The 16,315-nt window shown below is 45.3% G+C and carries 14 protein-coding genes; 8 read left to right on the top strand and 6 right to left on the bottom strand.

What is annotated here, in order from left to right; translation table 11 throughout:
* Nucleotides 1-5: 5 nt before the first annotated feature.
* The 3 genes from E2R65_RS15205 to E2R65_RS15195 are packed head-to-tail and all read left to right on the top strand — an operon-like array spanning nt 6 to nt 2,588.
* Nucleotides 6-1,319, top strand: coding sequence for a TolC family protein (locus E2R65_RS15205; protein WP_134337332.1), 1,314 nt, complete (start codon nt 6-8; stop codon nt 1,317-1,319).
* Nucleotides 1,320-1,359: 40 nt separating this feature from the next.
* Nucleotides 1,360-1,743: a response regulator gene (locus E2R65_RS15200; RefSeq protein WP_134337331.1), complete on the top strand. Its 384-nt coding sequence runs from the start codon at nt 1,360-1,362 to the stop codon at nt 1,741-1,743.
* Nucleotides 1,740-2,588: an N-acetylglucosamine kinase gene (locus E2R65_RS15195; RefSeq protein ID WP_134337330.1), complete on the top strand. Its 849-nt coding sequence runs from the start codon at nt 1,740-1,742 to the stop codon at nt 2,586-2,588. The genes E2R65_RS15200 and E2R65_RS15195 overlap by 4 nt, the downstream gene beginning before the upstream one ends.
* 506 nt (nt 2,589-3,094) lie before the next feature.
* On the opposite strand, the gene lnt is transcribed toward E2R65_RS15195, so the two are convergent.
* On the bottom strand, nt 3,095-4,708 hold the full coding sequence (gene lnt / locus E2R65_RS15190) for an apolipoprotein N-acyltransferase (protein WP_134337329.1): 1,614 nt from the start codon (nt 4,706-4,708) through the stop codon (nt 3,095-3,097).
* Between the two features lie 87 nt (nt 4,709-4,795).
* Complete coding sequence (rsmI, locus tag E2R65_RS15185; RefSeq protein ID WP_134337328.1) at nt 4,796-5,524, bottom strand: 16S rRNA (cytidine(1402)-2'-O)-methyltransferase; 729 nt, start codon at nt 5,522-5,524, stop codon at nt 4,796-4,798.
* 114 nt (nt 5,525-5,638) lie between these two features.
* On the opposite strand from rsmI, the gene serS reads away from it, so the two are divergent.
* Nucleotides 5,639-6,910 (top strand): serine--tRNA ligase, encoded by a 1,272-nt coding sequence (serS, locus tag E2R65_RS15180; protein WP_134337327.1) that lies wholly within the window; start codon nt 5,639-5,641, stop codon nt 6,908-6,910.
* Nucleotides 6,911-6,987: 77 nt separating this feature from the next.
* On the opposite strand, the gene E2R65_RS15175 is transcribed toward serS, so the two are convergent.
* The 4 genes from E2R65_RS15175 to E2R65_RS15160 all read right to left on the bottom strand — a co-directional run bounded on the left by E2R65_RS15175 (nt 6,988) and on the right by E2R65_RS15160 (nt 11,350).
* Nucleotides 6,988-7,602: a hypothetical protein gene (locus E2R65_RS15175; RefSeq protein ID WP_134337326.1), complete on the bottom strand. Its 615-nt coding sequence runs from the start codon at nt 7,600-7,602 to the stop codon at nt 6,988-6,990.
* The gene (locus tag E2R65_RS15170; protein ID WP_134337325.1) at nt 7,602-7,841 is read right to left on the bottom strand and encodes a hypothetical protein; all 240 of its coding nucleotides are present in this window, start codon (nt 7,839-7,841) and stop codon (nt 7,602-7,604) included. The genes E2R65_RS15175 and E2R65_RS15170 overlap by 1 nt, the downstream gene beginning before the upstream one ends.
* Nucleotides 7,842-7,914: 73 nt before the next feature.
* On the bottom strand, nt 7,915-9,732 hold the full coding sequence (locus E2R65_RS15165; RefSeq protein ID WP_134337324.1) for a serine hydrolase domain-containing protein: 1,818 nt from the start codon (nt 9,730-9,732) through the stop codon (nt 7,915-7,917).
* A complete protein-coding gene (locus tag E2R65_RS15160; protein WP_134337323.1) occupies nt 9,719-11,350 on the bottom strand; it encodes an amidohydrolase in 1,632 nt (543 codons plus the stop codon). The genes E2R65_RS15165 and E2R65_RS15160 overlap by 14 nt, the downstream gene beginning before the upstream one ends.
* Before the next feature lie 215 nt (nt 11,351-11,565).
* Here E2R65_RS15160 and mutL point away from each other — a divergent pair, with 215 nt between their 5' ends.
* The 4 genes from mutL (at nt 11,566) to E2R65_RS15140 (ending at nt 16,308) form a co-directional block, all read left to right on the top strand.
* Nucleotides 11,566-13,428 (top strand): DNA mismatch repair endonuclease MutL, encoded by a 1,863-nt coding sequence (gene mutL, locus E2R65_RS15155; RefSeq protein WP_134337322.1) that lies wholly within the window; start codon nt 11,566-11,568, stop codon nt 13,426-13,428.
* Between the two features lie 177 nt (nt 13,429-13,605).
* The gene (locus E2R65_RS15150) at nt 13,606-14,295 is read left to right on the top strand and encodes a rhomboid family intramembrane serine protease (RefSeq protein WP_134337321.1); all 690 of its coding nucleotides are present in this window, start codon (nt 13,606-13,608) and stop codon (nt 14,293-14,295) included.
* Between the two features lie 29 nt (nt 14,296-14,324).
* Nucleotides 14,325-15,206 carry a rhomboid family protein gene (locus tag E2R65_RS15145; protein ID WP_134337320.1) on the top strand — a complete coding sequence of 294 codons (882 nt, stop codon included), beginning with the start codon at nt 14,325-14,327 and terminating at the stop codon, nt 15,204-15,206.
* Entirely contained in the window at nt 15,196-16,308 is a 1,113-nt protein-coding gene (locus E2R65_RS15140; RefSeq protein WP_134337319.1) for an endonuclease/exonuclease/phosphatase family protein, read from the top strand. Before E2R65_RS15145 ends, E2R65_RS15140 begins: the two co-directional genes overlap by 11 nt.
* Nucleotides 16,309-16,315 lie beyond the last annotated feature (7 nt).

Genomic DNA, 16,315 nt, shown 5'->3' with positions numbered 1-16,315 from the left:
GCAATATGGATCTGAAAAAAATAATTTGCTTGATTTTTTGTGCTGTTGCCCTGGTGCGTGTACAGGCGCAGGATGCCCCCTTGCTTACCCTTAAGGATGCGGTTGAGATTGCGCTGAAAAATAATTACAACATCAGGCTGTCGCAAAACAACGCCAGTATAGCCAATAATAATGTAACCCTGGGCAATGCCGGCTTTTTACCCGTGGTAACCGGCGATGCGGCCTTAAACGCCAGTAATCAAAAAATTAAACAAACCCGTAACGATGGTACGGTTAATAACCTTACCGCCAATAACAGCAATAACAACTATGGCGTAAACCTAAACTGGACCATTTTTGACGGCTTCAACATGTTTGCCAATTACGATATGCTGAAGGAGCAGGACAAGCTGGGTGCTATCCGTTTGCAGGATACCATACAAAGCACGGTTGCCAATGTGATCAATACCTATTATAACCTCATCAGCCAAACCGAACAGATCAAGGCGCTGCGCGGAGCGATCGAGATCTCGCGCACACAACTGCGCTACTCAAACGATAAGTTTACGGTTGGGCGCGTATCCCGGCTGGATGTGTACAACGCACAGGTAAATTTAAATACCGATACCGCTAACCTGATAACCCAGCTACAACAATACCGGCAAACAAAGATACAGCTGAACCAGCTGTTAGTGCGTAACCTGCAAGCCGATTTTACTGTTGGCGATACCATTGTGGTGAACAATACGCTTGTTTTGGGCGATATTATAACCAAAGCACAGGCGCAGAACCCGGATGTGCTGGCATCGCAGATTAACAAGCGCCTGGCAGAGATCAACCTGCGCCAGGTAAGATCTACCCGTTACCCGGTGATTGGGGTAACATCCGGCTACACCTTTAGTAATAGCAGAACGCCGGCAGGCTTTACCCTGAGTCAAAACGCGCATGGCTTTGCCTACGGCCTAACGGCATCGGTAAATATATTTGACGGGCTTAACCAATGGCGGCGCGAGCGTAACGCCAAACTGCAGATAGCCAATGCCGACCTGAGCCAGAAACAGATCATGCTGGATGTAGAAGCACAGATAAGCAATTTTTATGTGGCCTATCTTTCCGGGCTGGACCTGATCAAAATAGGGCAATCAAGCGTAGAACTGGCCAGGAAAAACCTGGAGATCTCTTTAGAGAAATATAAGATCGGCAACATCACCCAGTTAGAGATCCGCGAAGCGCAAAGGAACTACCTGGATGCGCAATCTAAGTTCTTTTCGGCGCAATACCAATCTAAAATGGCCGAAGTAACGCTGCAGCAAATAACTAACAGCATAAATATTCAATAAAATATATTTAATTGCATTAAAAGATTATTTTTGAACTACTATGCCTGTTCACTTTAACACATGCCTGCTCATAGATGACAATTATATTGACAACTTTGTTACGCGCAAAATTTTAGAGACAGGCAACTTTGCAGATAACATAATTGTAATACAATCGCCTGATGAGGCCATACATGCCCTGCGCAGCGGAAGCATAAAACCGGATGCCATTTTTTTGGATGTGCGGATGCCACAGATGAGCGGCTTTGAATTTTTAAAGGAATTTGAAACGCTTGAACTGGATAATAAAGAGCGGGTGAAGATCTTTATGCTTTCGTCATCGCTTGACCCAACCGACATGAACAATTCAAAAAGCAATAAATACGTTGCCCGCTTTGTTCATAAGCCGCTTACCCATCAGGCGCTTGAGGAAATGAGTACATGATATTAGTAGCTGATAGCGGATCATCAAAAACAGACTGGCTGCTTGCCGTACCAGGGCAGGAAAACCGTGCATTCAAATCATCCGGGTTAAACCCGTACTTTTTAACCGAAAAAGAAATTGCCCGTATTATACAGGATCAGGTGCCTGATATGGTTGCCCTGGGTAATGATATAACCGAAATTTACTTTTTTGGCGCCGGATGCTCCAGCCCCGACAGGCACGAGATCGTTTCAAACGCTATTAGCAGCCTCATCCCCAATGCCTATATCAGTGTAGACAGCGATCTGCTCGCTTCGGCTTATGCCACCTGCGGGCACGAGAAAGGCTTTTGCTGCGTATTGGGCACAGGCTCAAATATTTCTTTTTTTGATGGTGAGGACATTCACGACGGGCAGCACGGCCTGGGTTATGCCCTGGGCGATGAAGGCGCCGGCACCTGGTTTGGCAAAGCCCTGGTAACCGATTACCTGTATGGCAATATGCCCGATGATATTCATGCTAAATTTAAGGCAAATTATAACCTAAGTAAAGAGGATGTTATTATAAACGTTTATCAAAAGCCGCGGGCAAATTCTTACCTGGCATCTTTTTCTAAATTCTTGTCAGAGATCAGAAAAACCGATTATGCCCAGGCATTGCTTCATCGCGGTTTGCAGGAGTTTGTAGATACCAACATTAAATGCTATGCAAACTACAACAAGTTTAAAAACCATTTTGTAGGGTCGATTGCATACGTTTTTGCCGACGAATTAAAAGCCGTTTGTGAAAAGAACGATGTACATATCGGCAAGATCATCCGCCAGCCCATAAATGATCTGCTGGAATTTATTCTGAAGAGAGGATAAGGCTGTCACTGGTCTAAGTGGAAAACTTATACCAGTATTTGGTTTACTACTTATAATGCATGGCCACTAAACCCCTACCTCCTCCTTCCCAGGGGAAGGAATCGCACTTACCCACCGCTTTTTAGCCCAACGGTTATTGTTAACAAAGCCAGTAACGGCGAATGATTCAATTCCCTCTATGGGGAGGGGTGCGGCAGATAAGTGTATTGGCAGGGAGGGGTTTACTACTTATAATGCATGGCCACTAAACCCCTACCTCCTCCTTCCCAGGGGAAGGAATCGCACTTACCCACCGCTTTTTAGCCCGACGGTTATTGTTAACAAAGTCAGTAACGGCGAATGATTCAATTCCCTCCTTGGGAGGGGTGCGGCAGATAAGTTTAGTGGCAGGGAGGGGTTTGTACTACTTTACATGGCGGATCACATACTACCTCCTCCTTCCCAGGGAAGAATCACACGTAGTCAACGTTTATTTCACGGGTTTATCTGTAAAGACAGCTAACTACTTAATGGCTAAAACTCTTTTTTATCCCGATCAAAAATATCCCCAACACGGCTAAAAAGCTGCCTATTTTGGGCAGGTAATCGCCATATTGTACGTAAAAGGTAATGTCCGAATTGAGGTTGATGTCTTGTTTAAGCGCGGTGCGTACCCACCATTTACTTTGCTGCACAATATCGCCCCGCTGGTTAATGAAAGCCGAGATGCCCGTATTGGCCGATCGGCAAACCCAGCGGCGGGTTTCAATGGCGCGTAGTTTGGCATAATCCAGGTGCTGATCCTTACCGGATGTGTTTTCCCACCAGCCATCATTAGTGATAATAGCAATGAACTGTGCGCCTTGTTTAACGTATTTAGATACCCATTCGCCCCAGATAGATTCATAGCAGATAACCGGCGCTGCGCCAATACCACTTTGCGAATATAATACCGTTGGCTCGGTTTGTATGGTATAATTACCCGTTGCCCCGCCCAGGTGCTCAAATACCGGTTTTAAAAAGGATAAAGTATTGCCAAATGGCAGTGACTCCGCCCCCGGCACCAGTCGCGATTTATGGTAGAACTGCACCTTGTTAGCGTTTTCGATATTGATAGCTGCGCTAAACCTGTCGTAAAACATACCGGGCTGATTTGGTAGCGGACTGGCCGTGTTTGTGGCGCGTTTGGTATAAAGTTTATGCGTTTCGCCGCCGGTTATTACATTGGCATTTTTGTATCTGTTTAAAAAGTGCCTAACCTGCTGATAGTAATTGTTGGTATAAATATGGTCTTCATCCATATCCTCGGGGATAGCGGTTTCGGGCCAGATAAAGTATTCGGTATTGCGTTGGCCTATCGAATCAGACAGGTGCGTGAGGGTTGCTACTTGTGTATAAACGGGGATTGTTCCCTGTTTCTCATAGGGATCTATATTAGGCTGCACCACCACAATATTGGATGGGTTGCTTTGTTCCAGATAAGTGTAGTATTTATATAATGATAAACCCAGCGGCAGTATCAATACCAAAGTAAAACTTACAATAAGCTTTTTGCGGGTTGATGTACTTTGCTGTTCTCGCAATCCAATGTAAAGTAAAAATAGCAGGATGTTGACTACCCACACCCAAATGGTACCGCCATAAACACCTGTGTATTCATACCATTGCACCCATTTATGCGTGGTGGCAAAACCGTTACCCAACGTCATCCACGGGAAATTCAGGTCCCAGCTTTGATGCAGGTATTCGTAACCTATCCAAAAGCAAACCAGTGCTATCAGCGAAAGCGTACGCCCTGCAATTAACCTAATGCGGTAATATAGCCAGCAGGCGGTAGCCATTAAAAGCGGCCCAAGCGCGTAAGGGATCAATGTGATCGGGATAGCTGTAATTGGCCCGATTATTTTTAAAGAGTTATATACCCAGTAAATGCAAAGGGTGTTCCAGATAAAGAAACCGATAAACGTAGTGTTAAAGATCTTTTTCCCCTTGCCCTTAACATCAGCGTTGATGATATTCTCCATAGCGAGCAGCATGGGTACCATCCCCACAAACAAAAAGAAGGTTGTGTACTGCGTAGGCGGCCATGCCACCCAAAGCAGCAAGCCCGAGAATATGGAGAGTAATAGGTTTTTTTTCATTTGGTGTTAAATGCTTATAAAGGCATGTCATTGCGAGGAGCGATAGCGATGTGGCAATGACATATTAATTTATTATAGAATAAGGCTTTAATCCTCCTCCTCCGCATACTTATTTTTCTTTTTACTGCCTTCAACCGGTGCTGCGCCGGCTACACATATTACAAATTCGCCTTTTAGCGGGTGGGTTTCAAAGTATTCTTTAACCTCGGTTACCGTACCCCTAACGGTTTCTTCAAACATTTTGGTAAGCTCGCGCGATACGGAAAGCTGGCGGTCGGCGCCAAAATAGGTGGCCATTTCTTCCAAAGTTTTTAATAAACGGTGCGGCGACTCGTAAAGTATTAGGGTGCGTTCTTCTGTCGCCAGGAATTTATAGCGGGTTTGGCGACCTTTTTTCAGCGGTAAAAATCCCTCAAAGCAAAACTTATCTGTCGGGAAACCCGAGTTAACCAACGCGGGTACAAAAGCCGTTGCACCGGGCAGGCATTCTACCGCAATATTAAACTTCAAAGCCTCGCGCACCAGGAAAAACCCCGGATCGGATATGGCAGGTGTGCCTGCATCACTTATCAGCGCAATGTTTTGGCCCATCAGCAAAAACTTAATGATCTCGTTACTGGACTGGTGTTCGTTATGCTGATGATGCGCAAACACTTTGTTTTGGATATCAAAGTGTTTTAGCATCGGTGCAGAGGTACGCGTATCCTCGGCCAGTATCAGATCGGCCTCTTTCAAGATCCGGATCGCCCTAAAGGTCATATCCTCCAGGTTGCCGATAGGTGTAGGGACTAAATAGAGTTTGCCGGTGGTGCTCATAAATTCGCGGTCGATAGTCTATAGACGATGGGCCATAGCTATAGTAGAAAATCTATCGACTATGGACAATGGACAATGGACTTATTTATATCTTTGCCTTTTAAAAAAGTAATAATGCTGCAAGTTAGTTATATCCGCGATAACAGGGAACAGGTTTTAGAACGTTTGGCTGTAAAAAATTTTAAACAGCCCGAATTGGTAGATGAAGTGATTGGGCTTGACGAGAAACGCCGCCAAACACAAAACCAACTGGATACCGTATCCTCGCAGGCTAACGCGGCTGCCAAACAAATTGGCGAGTTGATGCGCAACGGTAAAAAGGACGAAGCCGAAGCCATTAAAGCCAATACCGGCAAATGGAAAGAAGAAAGCAAACAACTGGGCGAACAATTAGCTGCACTGGAAACAGAGCTGCAGGATAAATTGGTATTGTTGCCCAATCTGCCAAATGCATCCGTACCGAAAGGCATCACACCCGAAGAGAACGAAGTGGTATTAGAAAATGGCAGCAAACCTGAGTTACCGGCCAATGCCTTGCCCCACTGGGAGCTTGCCGCAAAATATAATTTGATAGATTTTGAACTGGGTGTTAAAATAACCGGTGCGGGTTTCCCGGTGTATAAAAATAAAGGTGCCAAACTGCAACGGGCGCTCATCAACTTTTTTATTGATGAAGCCGAAAAAGCGGGTTACAGTGAAGTTAGCGTACCCTTAATGGTGAACGCAGCATCGGGCTTTGGAACCGGGCAATTGCCGGATAAAGAAGGGCAGATGTACCATGTAGGCGTTGATGACCTTTACCTGATCCCAACTGCTGAGGTACCCGTAACCAACCTTTACCGTGATGTGATCTTAAAAGGTGAGGAGTTACCGGTTAAAAATTGCGGGCATACGCCGTGTTTCCGCCGCGAGGCCGGTTCTTATGGTGCGCACGTACGCGGCCTGAACCGCCTGCACCAGTTTGATAAGGTGGAGATCGTACAGATCGTACACCCGGATAGATCATACGAAGTATTGGAAGATATGAGTGCCCACGTGCAAAGCTTGCTGCAAAAGTTGGGCTTGCCTTACCGTGTGTTGCGCCTTTGCGGCGGTGATATGGGTTTCACCAGCGCCCTTACTTACGATATGGAAACCTGGAGCGCGGCGCAGCAGCGCTGGTTAGAAGTTTCATCTGTATCCAACTTCGAGACCTTTCAGGCAAACCGTTTAAAACTGCGTTTCCGTAATGCCGAGGGTAAAACCCAACTGGCACATACCCTTAACGGCAGCGCGTTGGCCTTGCCTCGTATCGTGGCTACTTTATTAGAAAACAACCAAACCGAAAAAGGTATTAAGATACCGGAGGCATTAGTGCCTTACACCAAGTTTGAGTGGATAGATTAATCACAACCCGTCATTGCTGCGAGGTGCCTCGCAAAGACGCGATTTTAAAAGAGAAAAGCCCCGAATTAGGGCTTTTTTTATTGGTTAGCGATTTCAATAATTTTCTTAAAATCAGAGGCCCAATTCGGTAATGGTGTGATTTCCTCAGTGATTTCATCATTAATAATACTCATCAAAGGCATCATATCGTCATTTTTTCCGGGAGGTTGAAAGTTTTGATAAAGGTGCACCGATGTAAAGGATTTATAATACTCGAATAGATTTAATAAACTCTTTTCGTAGTTTATATTAATATATTCTACCGATACATTGTGCCCACCCTTGGCAACCCTTAATTCCACCCTTTCAATGCTGGCTTCTACCGAGTCAAGCCCCATGAAAATAAGCCTGGATTCAAAGCCAGCTTTCATGAACTGCTTAACAGATTCAATCACGACGGGATCCCGAAAATTTGTTTCAAAAGCTACGTCGCCTTTTCCCTTAATTCTTTCGTCTTTCCATTCCGGAAAATGGGTTTCATTAATGGATGTCCAAATTTTACTTTCTTCTAAATCATAAAAAAAAGCTTTTAGTTCGGCAAATTTTTTATCCCCATCAAATATAGGCGTACCTTGAGGAACCATTGTTGCAGCAAAAGTGCTTTTTCCGGCACCGTTTGGCCCGGCAAAAACATACAGCTGCCTGGCGGTCATTATTTAATAGTTCTGAGAGTTTTCGTGTATCCTGTAGCGGCATCAATTTTAACAACCTCCCGATGATCTTTATATCGGCGTATAAATACGTCGTTTGATTTATACCGGCCATCGCGATAGCTATTATAAAGGCCACGATTTATATTCTCCAGCTGCACCTTCTTTACATGTGGGCGTATCAGGTCTGATTGTTCTGATAAGGTTCTTTCAAAAACTGGTTTAAACGTGTTCTTAGACATATATTAATATGTTTATCCTTGCTTTATACAAATATACAAATGATTTGCTATTGATGATATATCGTATTCCGTTTTACATTCCCTTTTGTATCGCCTCATAAACGGCATCCTGTATCCTTGGGCGGATGTTTAGGCTACCCAGTTTGTTACCCACATTTGGGTGTACCCGGTTGGATAGAAATACGTAAACCAGGTTATATTTAGGGTCTACCCAAACGCAGGTGCCTGTAAAGCCGGTATGGCCATAGGCCTGGTCTGACGCTAACCTGGATGGGTAGTGCCTGTCGGCTATTGGGTCCCAACGGTCAAAGCCCAGGCCACGGCGGCTAACGGCTGATTGCCTGGAGGTCCATAGGTCTATGGTTTCGGGTTTTACAAATTGTACGCCGCCATAGGTGCCGCGGTTAAGCGTCATCTGGTAAAGTATGGCAATATCATTGGCGCTGGCAAATAAGCCTGCATGGCCTGCAACGCCGCCCATCAGGGCCGCTGTTGGGTCGTGCACGTAGCCATCGATCAGCGTTTTGCGGTCTTTACGGTCATCCTCTGTTGGCGGGATGCGGTCTGCCGGGATGTGGTAAAGCGGCAAAAAGCCTGCAGTTTGCATCCCCAGCGGTACATAAAGTTTCTGCTGTACATATATATTCAACGGGATGGAGGTAATGGTTTCTGCTATCTGCTGCAAAAATAGCAGGCCTACATCGCTGTAAACGTATTGGCCGCGTGTTTTTACTGCCGAGCGCAGCATGGCGGGCAGCATCACATCCTCAAAGTAATTTTTACGAACATAGTAGCCATCATTCACCTTTGTTGGATAGGCGGCAGATGAATCGGTGCTATGGTCTGCCGGTTTGATCGACTCAAAGGTGGAAATATCGGGGATCAGCCCTGCCTGGTGTTCCAGCAATTCGCGTACAGTAAGTGTTTTTTTGTTGGTGTTACGCGCAATGGGCATGTAGGTGCCAATGGTCGAATCCAGGTTTAGCTTACCGGCATCGTAAAGCTGCATCAGTTCCATGGTAGTGGCCGAGATCTTGGTCATGGAGGCCACATCAAAAATATCAGTTATCCTGTTTGGAATGGTATTGGCATACGTATGGTAACCGTAGGCCTTGTTAAATATCACCTTGCCATCTTTGGCTACTAAAACCACGCAACCCGGCGTAGCCTTGCTGGCAATGGCTTCGCGGGCAATATTATCAATGGCGTTCAAGTTGTCTGCATTGATGCCTGCATCTTCGGGTACGGTATATTGCAGGCGGGTTTTGGCGGTTAAAAAGCCGTAGTTGGCCGTGTATTTGGGGCTATAAGTTTTGGTTAGCTTTTGGGTGATGGCAACGCCGCCAAAAATTGCCTGCGCACTAAACTGTGCGGCTACGGGCGTTCCTCTTGATGTCCAAACTATGGGAGCCGTAATCTCATTTAGTTTTACAAGCGAGGTGCTATTGCCGATAAAGGAAACGATCACGTTCTTCATTTTTTGGCTGTTAGTGATGAACGCGATGATCTGTGCATTGTTTACCTCGGCATCGGTAAGCTGAATAATAAGCGTGTTGTAAAACTTGGTATCCTGGGTAAGCATCTCAAGCGGTTTGGCACCCATGTAATCATTGCCGTTAAAGGCATCAACTTTAGTGTATTTGTTCAGCAGGCTATCAAATGCCGTGTAGTTGGCCGATGAAAAATGTATGCTGGCAATCTTCACACCGTCCAGATTTTGGAGCGGCACAAGCGATTTTTCGTTATTTAACAGGATGGTGTTCTGCTCAACCAGTTTTTCTTCGGCTACGTAGGCCTTGCCTGTAAATGGTGGGTTTTGCGCGCAGGCAGAATTAAAAAGTACAAACCCCGATAGCAGCAGAAAGTAGATATTCCGCTTATTTCTTCTCATAAACCTTAACACCATTTATATATGTTTTTAAAACTTTAACATTTGGCAATTCGCTGCCTTTAGCTTTCATCAGATCATTATCCAGTATTACAAAATCGGCGTATTTGCCCACCTCTATGCTGCCTTTTTCCTTTTCCTCAAAGTTGGCTTTGGCCGCCCAGATGGTCATGCCGCGCAGGGCCTCCTGCCTGGTTAGGGCGTTCTCCATCTGGAAACCGCCGTCCGGTGAGCCCTTCAGGTCTTTACGTTCGGTTGCTGCATAAAACGTGTACATCGGGTTGATGTTTTCTACCGGGAAATCCGTCCCCAGCGGGATCCAGCCGTTTTGCTTCAGCAAGTTTTTGTAGGCATAACCACTTTTAAGCCTGTCTGCACCCAAACGCTTTACGGCCCAGGTCATATCAGAGGTAGCGTGGGTAGGCTGTACCGATGGAATGATGTTGTTCTCACCAAATATTTTCACATCCTCCGGCGCTACGATCTGTGCGTGTTCTATCCGCCAGCGTTTATCGTTTTTGCCTTTTAGGTTCTCCGCATAAATTTTCAGCATCACGCGGTTGGCCGAGTCGCCGATGGCATGCGTACACATCTGGAAGCCATGAGAAGCTATCTTTTTAGCCACCTCCTCAAAATGTGCTTTACTGCTCAGTAAAAAGCCGTTCCAGTTCTTTTGATCGGCATAAGGGTGCAATAAACAAGCCCCGCGCGAACCCAACGCGCCATCGCCATAAACCTTAAACGAGCGTACATTTAAGCCGGGCGTTTTATAGGCGCCGCGCTTAAACAGGTATTCATAGCTTTCGGGCTTATCCTCCAGCATCACATACATGCGCATCTTCAAATCGCCTTTGTGCTGCAGGGCTGCAATGGTACTTACCATGGTATAAGGCAGGCCGCAATCATCAACCGTGGTTAAGCCAACGGCAAAGCAGTTACGCTGTGCATCAAGCAGGGCGGCCTGTATCATCTGCTCGGTAGGGGCGGGTATTTTGCGGGTAACAATGCCTACGGCATTATCTACCAGTATGCCGGTAAGCTTGCCATTTACGGTTTCTATCTCGCCGCCGGTTATTTTTTGGCCGGGTTTTACGCCGGCAATATTCAGGGCAGCCTGGTTGGCAATGGCAGCGTGGCCGTCAATACGGCTCAGTATCACCGGGCGTACAGGGAACAGCGAATCCAGCCTGGCCTTGTTGGGGAATGTTTTGTCCGTCCAGATGTTTTGGTCCCAGCCGGCGCCAACCACCCAGCCTTCGGTTTTGTGGGCGGCATATTTATTAACCGTATCAACAATTGCCCCCCAGCTTTTTAAGCCCACCAGGTTTACATTTTGCAGGCCCATGCCATATTCGTAAAAATGGGCATGTGCATCTATCAGCCCCGGATAAACGGCTTTGCCGCCGGCATCTATCACCTCGCGGGCTAAATATTTTTTCTCCAGGGAATCTATATCCCCAACTGCAGTGATCCGGCCGCTGCTTACTACAAAGGCATTGGCGGTGCTAAAGTTACTATCAACGGTATAAACCAGGGCATTTTTTACCAGCAGATCGGCATTATATTCTTTTTGTTTGCATGCTGCAGCCAGCAAAAGCAGCACGGGCCAGAGTTTCTTCATATTAATAAACAGGTAGATGTAAATAATAACAACGTAAATACTATATACAAGTATGTAAAGGTAAAGTTATGCAATCAAATAATTAATTTAGCACCTGAAAAGGGAGTATATTAAAAGCCTCGCCCCAACCCCGTAAAAAGGAAGGGGATTTACCTTTTGAACCCTCTGGTTTGAAGAGGGCAGGGAGGGGCTTAACAGAGAAGGGAAATATTTTAATGCCAGATATAATTCAGCTTTTACCGGATGCCGTTGCCAACCAGATCGCCGCGGGCGAAGTGGTGCAGCGCCCTGCATCAGCAGTAAAAGAATTGATAGAGAACGCGATAGATGCCGGGGCCGATAAGATCCAACTGATCTTAAGAGACGCCGGTAAATCACTGATACAAGTTATTGATAATGGCTGCGGTATGAGCCTTACCGACGCGCGCATGTGTTTTGAGCGCCATGCCACTTCAAAGATCCGCAAGGCCGAAGATCTTTTTGCCATCCGCACCATGGGTTTCAGGGGCGAGGCCATGGCCTCGATTGCGGCAATTGCCCAGGTAGAACTAAAAACCCGCCGCCACGAAGATGAATTAGGCACTTGTATCAATATAGAAGGATCTGAAGTGATAAGCCAGGAAGCCTGTTCGGCAAACTTTGGCACATCTATCTGCATCAAAAACCTTTTTTATAATACGCCCGCCCGCCGCAACTTTTTAAAAAGCAACCCGGTAGAGATGCGCCATATCATCGATGAGTTTCAGCGTGTGGCGCTGGCTAACCCGCAGGTGTTTTTAACCCTGCATCATGATGGACAGGAGGTTTACCATTTGCCAGCATCTGCACTAAAGCAGCGCATTGTGCACCTTTTTGGGAATAATTATAACCAGCGACTGGTACCTGTGGAAGAAGAAACCACCATTATTAACCTGCGCGGTTTTGTAGGCAAGCCCGAATTTGCGCGTAAAACCCGTGGCGAGCAGTTCTTTTTTGTAAACAACCGTTTTATAAAAGATGCTTATCTGAACCATGCGGTGTTAACGGCTTTCCAGGAGTTATTGCCGGATGAAACCTTCCCGCTGTATGTGCTTTTTATCGAGATAGACCCGGCCAAGATCGATATCAACGTACATCCTACCAAAACCGAAATTAAGTATCAGGACGAGAAATCCATCTATGCCATTATCCGCTCGGCGGTAAAGCGTTCGCTGGGTAAATATAACATTACGCCTACGCTTGATTTTGACCAGGAGAACAGTATCGGGCACCTCATCACCCCAAAGCCTTTTGAAGAAATTGTACAGCCAACCATAGCTTTTAACCCGAATTTTAACCCCTTTGCAGCTGAAAAGAAATCAAGCGGGCGCGAGCCATCCTACCAGCGCGAGAGTAATCATCAGCATATGGCTATCCCGCGCAATTGGGATACCCTGTACGAGATCAGCAAAAAGGAAGAAACCCTGCAGCAGCAGATGCACGAGGAGCAAACGGTAAATATTGATGAACAAAATATTGCCAAAAGCAGCGAAAAGCAGTTCTTTCAGGTGCATAACCGGTTTGTCCTGTCGCAGATCAAGTCGGGCTTTATGCTCATCAATCAGCAGGCTGCCCACGAGCGTATCTTATACGAGCGTTTTTTACATCAGTTGCAAAACCACAGCGGTATAAGCCAGCAAAGTTTATTTCCGCAATCGGTTACACTAAACAGCGCCGATTTTGAGTTATTGAGAGAACTGTTACCTGATATCCGCGCGCTTGGTTTTGATATCCGCGAATTTGGCCGCAATACGGTTGTGGTAGAAGGGATCCCCGCAGATATTACCAATGCCAGCGAACATGAGCTGCTGGAGCAATTACTGGAAGGATTTAAAAACAACCTGGCTATATTAAAGTTAGATAAACGCGACAATCTTGCCCGCTCGCTGGCACGCAATGCCGCACTAAAAACGGGGGTAAAGCTATCTATGGAAGAGATGAACCAACTGGTTGACCAGCTTTTTGCCTGCCAGATGCCAAACCTGGCATTAAATGGCAAGCCTGTAATTAGTACCTTTACCCTGAACGAATTAGCAGAAAGATTTGAAAAATTAGGATGATTGTTTACAATTTACATCAAGGCGCAAAGTATCGCGTTTCCTGCAATTTGGATCAAGACGCGAAGTGTCGCGTCTCTGCGTTGAATAAATTTATTGTAGAGGCGCTATACTTCGCGTTTCCTGCTTGCCAAATCAATTGTTTGTTAAAATTGCTTAAACTATAATTATAAAGTACACATGCAATCACCCTTTGCCAATATGCCGCCGGTTGTAAAAAACCTACTTATCATCAATATTATATTCTTTATAGCCACTTACGCTTTAGCGCAGTTTGTGAATTTACCTTTTTTATTAGGGGCATTTTATCCTTATTCGCCATTATTTAAGCCTTGGCAGATAATTACTTACATGTTTATGCATGGCGGCTTTACACACATTTTGTTTAATATGTTTGCGCTGGTTTCATTTGGGCCAATGTTGGAATATACGCTTGGGTCAAAAAAATTCTTTAATTTTTATTTTGTAACAGGTATCGGGGGATATGTTTTATATACGTTGACGCAGGCTATACAGGTGCATGCCATTACCGGTAGTTTTGGTGTACCTAATGCTTTATACAGCCAGCAAGATGTAGAAACATTGGATATGATATTTAAATACCCGATGATGGGTGCGTCCGGTGCAATTTTTGGCATACTGGTAGGTTTTGCCATGTTGTTTCCTAACCTGGAAATGATGATCATGTTTATCCCTGTACCCATTAAGGCAAAATATGTGGTAATAGGTTATATAGCGCTGGAGTTATTTACAGGTATAGGGCGTTTTGCAGGTGATAATGTTGCCCATTTTGCCCACTTGGGCGGTGGCTTGTTCGGCTTTTTATTAATTAAGCTTTGGGGTATCAAACGGCCCAACAATTTTTATTAGTAACGGTTTATTTAATATAATAATTGAGTATGACACTCTGGCAAGATATCCAATACAAGCTGTTAAAATCGGGCAATAAACTTAGCCTGCTTATCAGCATAAACGTAATTGTTTATTTAGGTATCAATGTCCCGGCAATCGTAGAACAGTTAATAAGAGGATTTGGCAATAGCGCTATTATTGCTTTTACCGACGAATACCTGAGATTACCAGCCTACCTGCCAAAACTACTTTATCGTTTTTGGACACCTATAACCTATATGTTTATGCATGCAGGTATTTTCCATATTTTGTTTAACATGCTTTGGCTTTACTGGATGGGGCAGATATTTGAAGAATACTTAGGCAATAAGCGCACTATTGGCCTTTATATATTTGGCGGCCTTGCAGGTGGTTTATTGTTTGTTGCCTGTTATAATCTGTTACCTGCTTTTACCAATTCAAATGCGGCATTAAATAGTACTATCGTTGGCGCATCAGCAAGTGTTATGGCTATTGTAGTGGCAACAGCTACTTTACTGCCTAACTATACCATATCACTTATATTGATTGGCCCGGTGAAGTTGAAATGGCTGGTAATATTTTATATCATCATAGACTTTTTAGGGATAGCCGGCGCCAATGCGGGTGGCGAAATTGCCCACCTTGGCGGTGCCTTATTAGGTTTTATCTACATCAAACAATTAAACCGCGGTAACGATTGGATTGGCGGTATCAGTAAACTATTTGCACCCAAGCCCAAGCTAAAAGTGGTTACCCATAACAGCCCGCAACGCAAGGCATCGCCGGGTACGCCCAAGCAGGAGGACGTTGACCGCATACTGGACAAGATATCTGCCAGCGGTTACGAAAGCCTAACCAAACAGGAAAAAGAAACCCTTTTCAGAGCAAGCAGTAATAATGAGGGCTAAAAAGAAAAAGTTATCCTTTATCGATCAGTTATTCCTTTGGATAAATATTTTTTTGTGCCTGGGTTTGCTGCTGGGTTATCTGGCCCCTTATACAGATCCGCGTAAATTCTGGCCCATTGCCTTCTTCGGCCTGGCTTATCCGCCCGTTTTACTGGCTAATGTTATAATAATGGTTTACTGGTTGCTGCGCCGCAGCTGGTATATTGGCTTATCGTTAATTACTATCCTTATCGGCTGGAATGCTTTAAATAATAACATCGGCATTCGCCTGCCTGCCGGTGCCAGCCAAACCCAGCCCCAAAAGCAGCTGCGGTTAATGACCTACAACGTGCACGATTTTAAAAAATACGGCGCCAAAAATGATAAATCTACCCGGCACGAGATCTTAGAGCTGATAGGGCAGGAGCAGCCGGATGTTATTGGCATCCAAGAGTTTTTTACCCGCAAAAAAGGCGAGTATGATATGATCGATTCCATCAAAAGAACCATGCGCGCCACGCATTATTATTTTGAGCCGAGCATGACCAGTGCCAGTGAATCTATCGGGATGGCCATTTTTTCTAAATATCCTATCAAATCATACGGGTTATTACAGCTATCGCCTAAAGGCAGCGGTAACCAGTGCTTGTATGCCGATGTGCAGAAGGATGGCGGGATGTTTAGATTATATAGTGTTCATCTGCAGTCCATCAGCCTGGATCCGCAGGATTACAAGTACCTGGATAAGTTATCCTCAAAAGGTAAAACAGACCTCAACGGCACCAAGCGCGTAGGCTGGAAACTGAAAACCGCTTTTAAGAAACGGGCCGAGCAGGTGTTTATCATTAAAGATCATGCAAAGCAATGCCCGTATCCTTACATCATATCCGGCGATTTTAATGATACGCCATCCTCCTTTGCGGTAAACCAGATGGCCAAAGGGCTAAAAAACGCCTTCCGCGAAAAAGGAGCAGGTTTGGGGCGTACCTACAACGGCGCGTTCCCCAATTACCAGATAGACTACATTATGGCCAGCCCGCAGTTTGAGGTATGGGATTATAAGATCATCGAGAAAAAATTATCAGACCATTACCCTTTAAGCACGGTGCTGGTATTAAAATAATATTATC

The organism is Mucilaginibacter phyllosphaerae (genome assembly GCF_004378255.1).
GTDB lineage: Bacteria > Bacteroidota > Bacteroidia > Sphingobacteriales > Sphingobacteriaceae > Mucilaginibacter > Mucilaginibacter phyllosphaerae.
Note: the sequence above shows the minus strand (reverse complement) of the source record. Positions and strands in the feature narration are given on the sequence as shown.

Excerpts from the sequence above, each read along its gene's own strand:
- mutL (WP_134337322.1), top strand. The coding sequence starts at position 11,566 with ATGCCAGATATAATTCAGCTTTTACCGGATGCCGTTGCCAACCAGATC.
- E2R65_RS15205 (WP_134337332.1), top strand. The coding sequence starts at position 6 with ATGGATCTGAAAAAAATAATTTGCTTGATTTTTTGTGCTGTTGCCCTG.
- E2R65_RS15140 (WP_134337319.1), top strand. The coding sequence starts at position 15,196 with ATGAGGGCTAAAAAGAAAAAGTTATCCTTTATCGATCAGTTATTCCTT.
- E2R65_RS15175 (WP_134337326.1), bottom strand. The coding sequence starts at position 7,602 with ATGACCGCCAGGCAGCTGTATGTTTTTGCCGGGCCAAACGGTGCCGGA.
- rsmI (WP_134337328.1), bottom strand. The coding sequence starts at position 5,524 with ATGAGCACCACCGGCAAACTCTATTTAGTCCCTACACCTATCGGCAAC.
- lnt (WP_134337329.1), bottom strand. The coding sequence starts at position 4,708 with ATGAAAAAAAACCTATTACTCTCCATATTCTCGGGCTTGCTGCTTTGG.
- E2R65_RS15200 (WP_134337331.1), top strand. The coding sequence starts at position 1,360 with ATGCCTGTTCACTTTAACACATGCCTGCTCATAGATGACAATTATATT.
- E2R65_RS15195 (WP_134337330.1), top strand. The coding sequence starts at position 1,740 with ATGATATTAGTAGCTGATAGCGGATCATCAAAAACAGACTGGCTGCTT.
- E2R65_RS15160 (WP_134337323.1), bottom strand. The coding sequence starts at position 11,350 with ATGAAGAAACTCTGGCCCGTGCTGCTTTTGCTGGCTGCAGCATGCAAA.
- serS (WP_134337327.1), top strand. The coding sequence starts at position 5,639 with ATGCTGCAAGTTAGTTATATCCGCGATAACAGGGAACAGGTTTTAGAA.
- E2R65_RS15150 (WP_134337321.1), top strand. The coding sequence starts at position 13,606 with ATGCAATCACCCTTTGCCAATATGCCGCCGGTTGTAAAAAACCTACTT.
- E2R65_RS15170 (WP_134337325.1), bottom strand. The coding sequence starts at position 7,841 with ATGTCTAAGAACACGTTTAAACCAGTTTTTGAAAGAACCTTATCAGAA.
- E2R65_RS15145 (WP_134337320.1), top strand. The coding sequence starts at position 14,325 with ATGACACTCTGGCAAGATATCCAATACAAGCTGTTAAAATCGGGCAAT.
- E2R65_RS15165 (WP_134337324.1), bottom strand. The coding sequence starts at position 9,732 with ATGAGAAGAAATAAGCGGAATATCTACTTTCTGCTGCTATCGGGGTTT.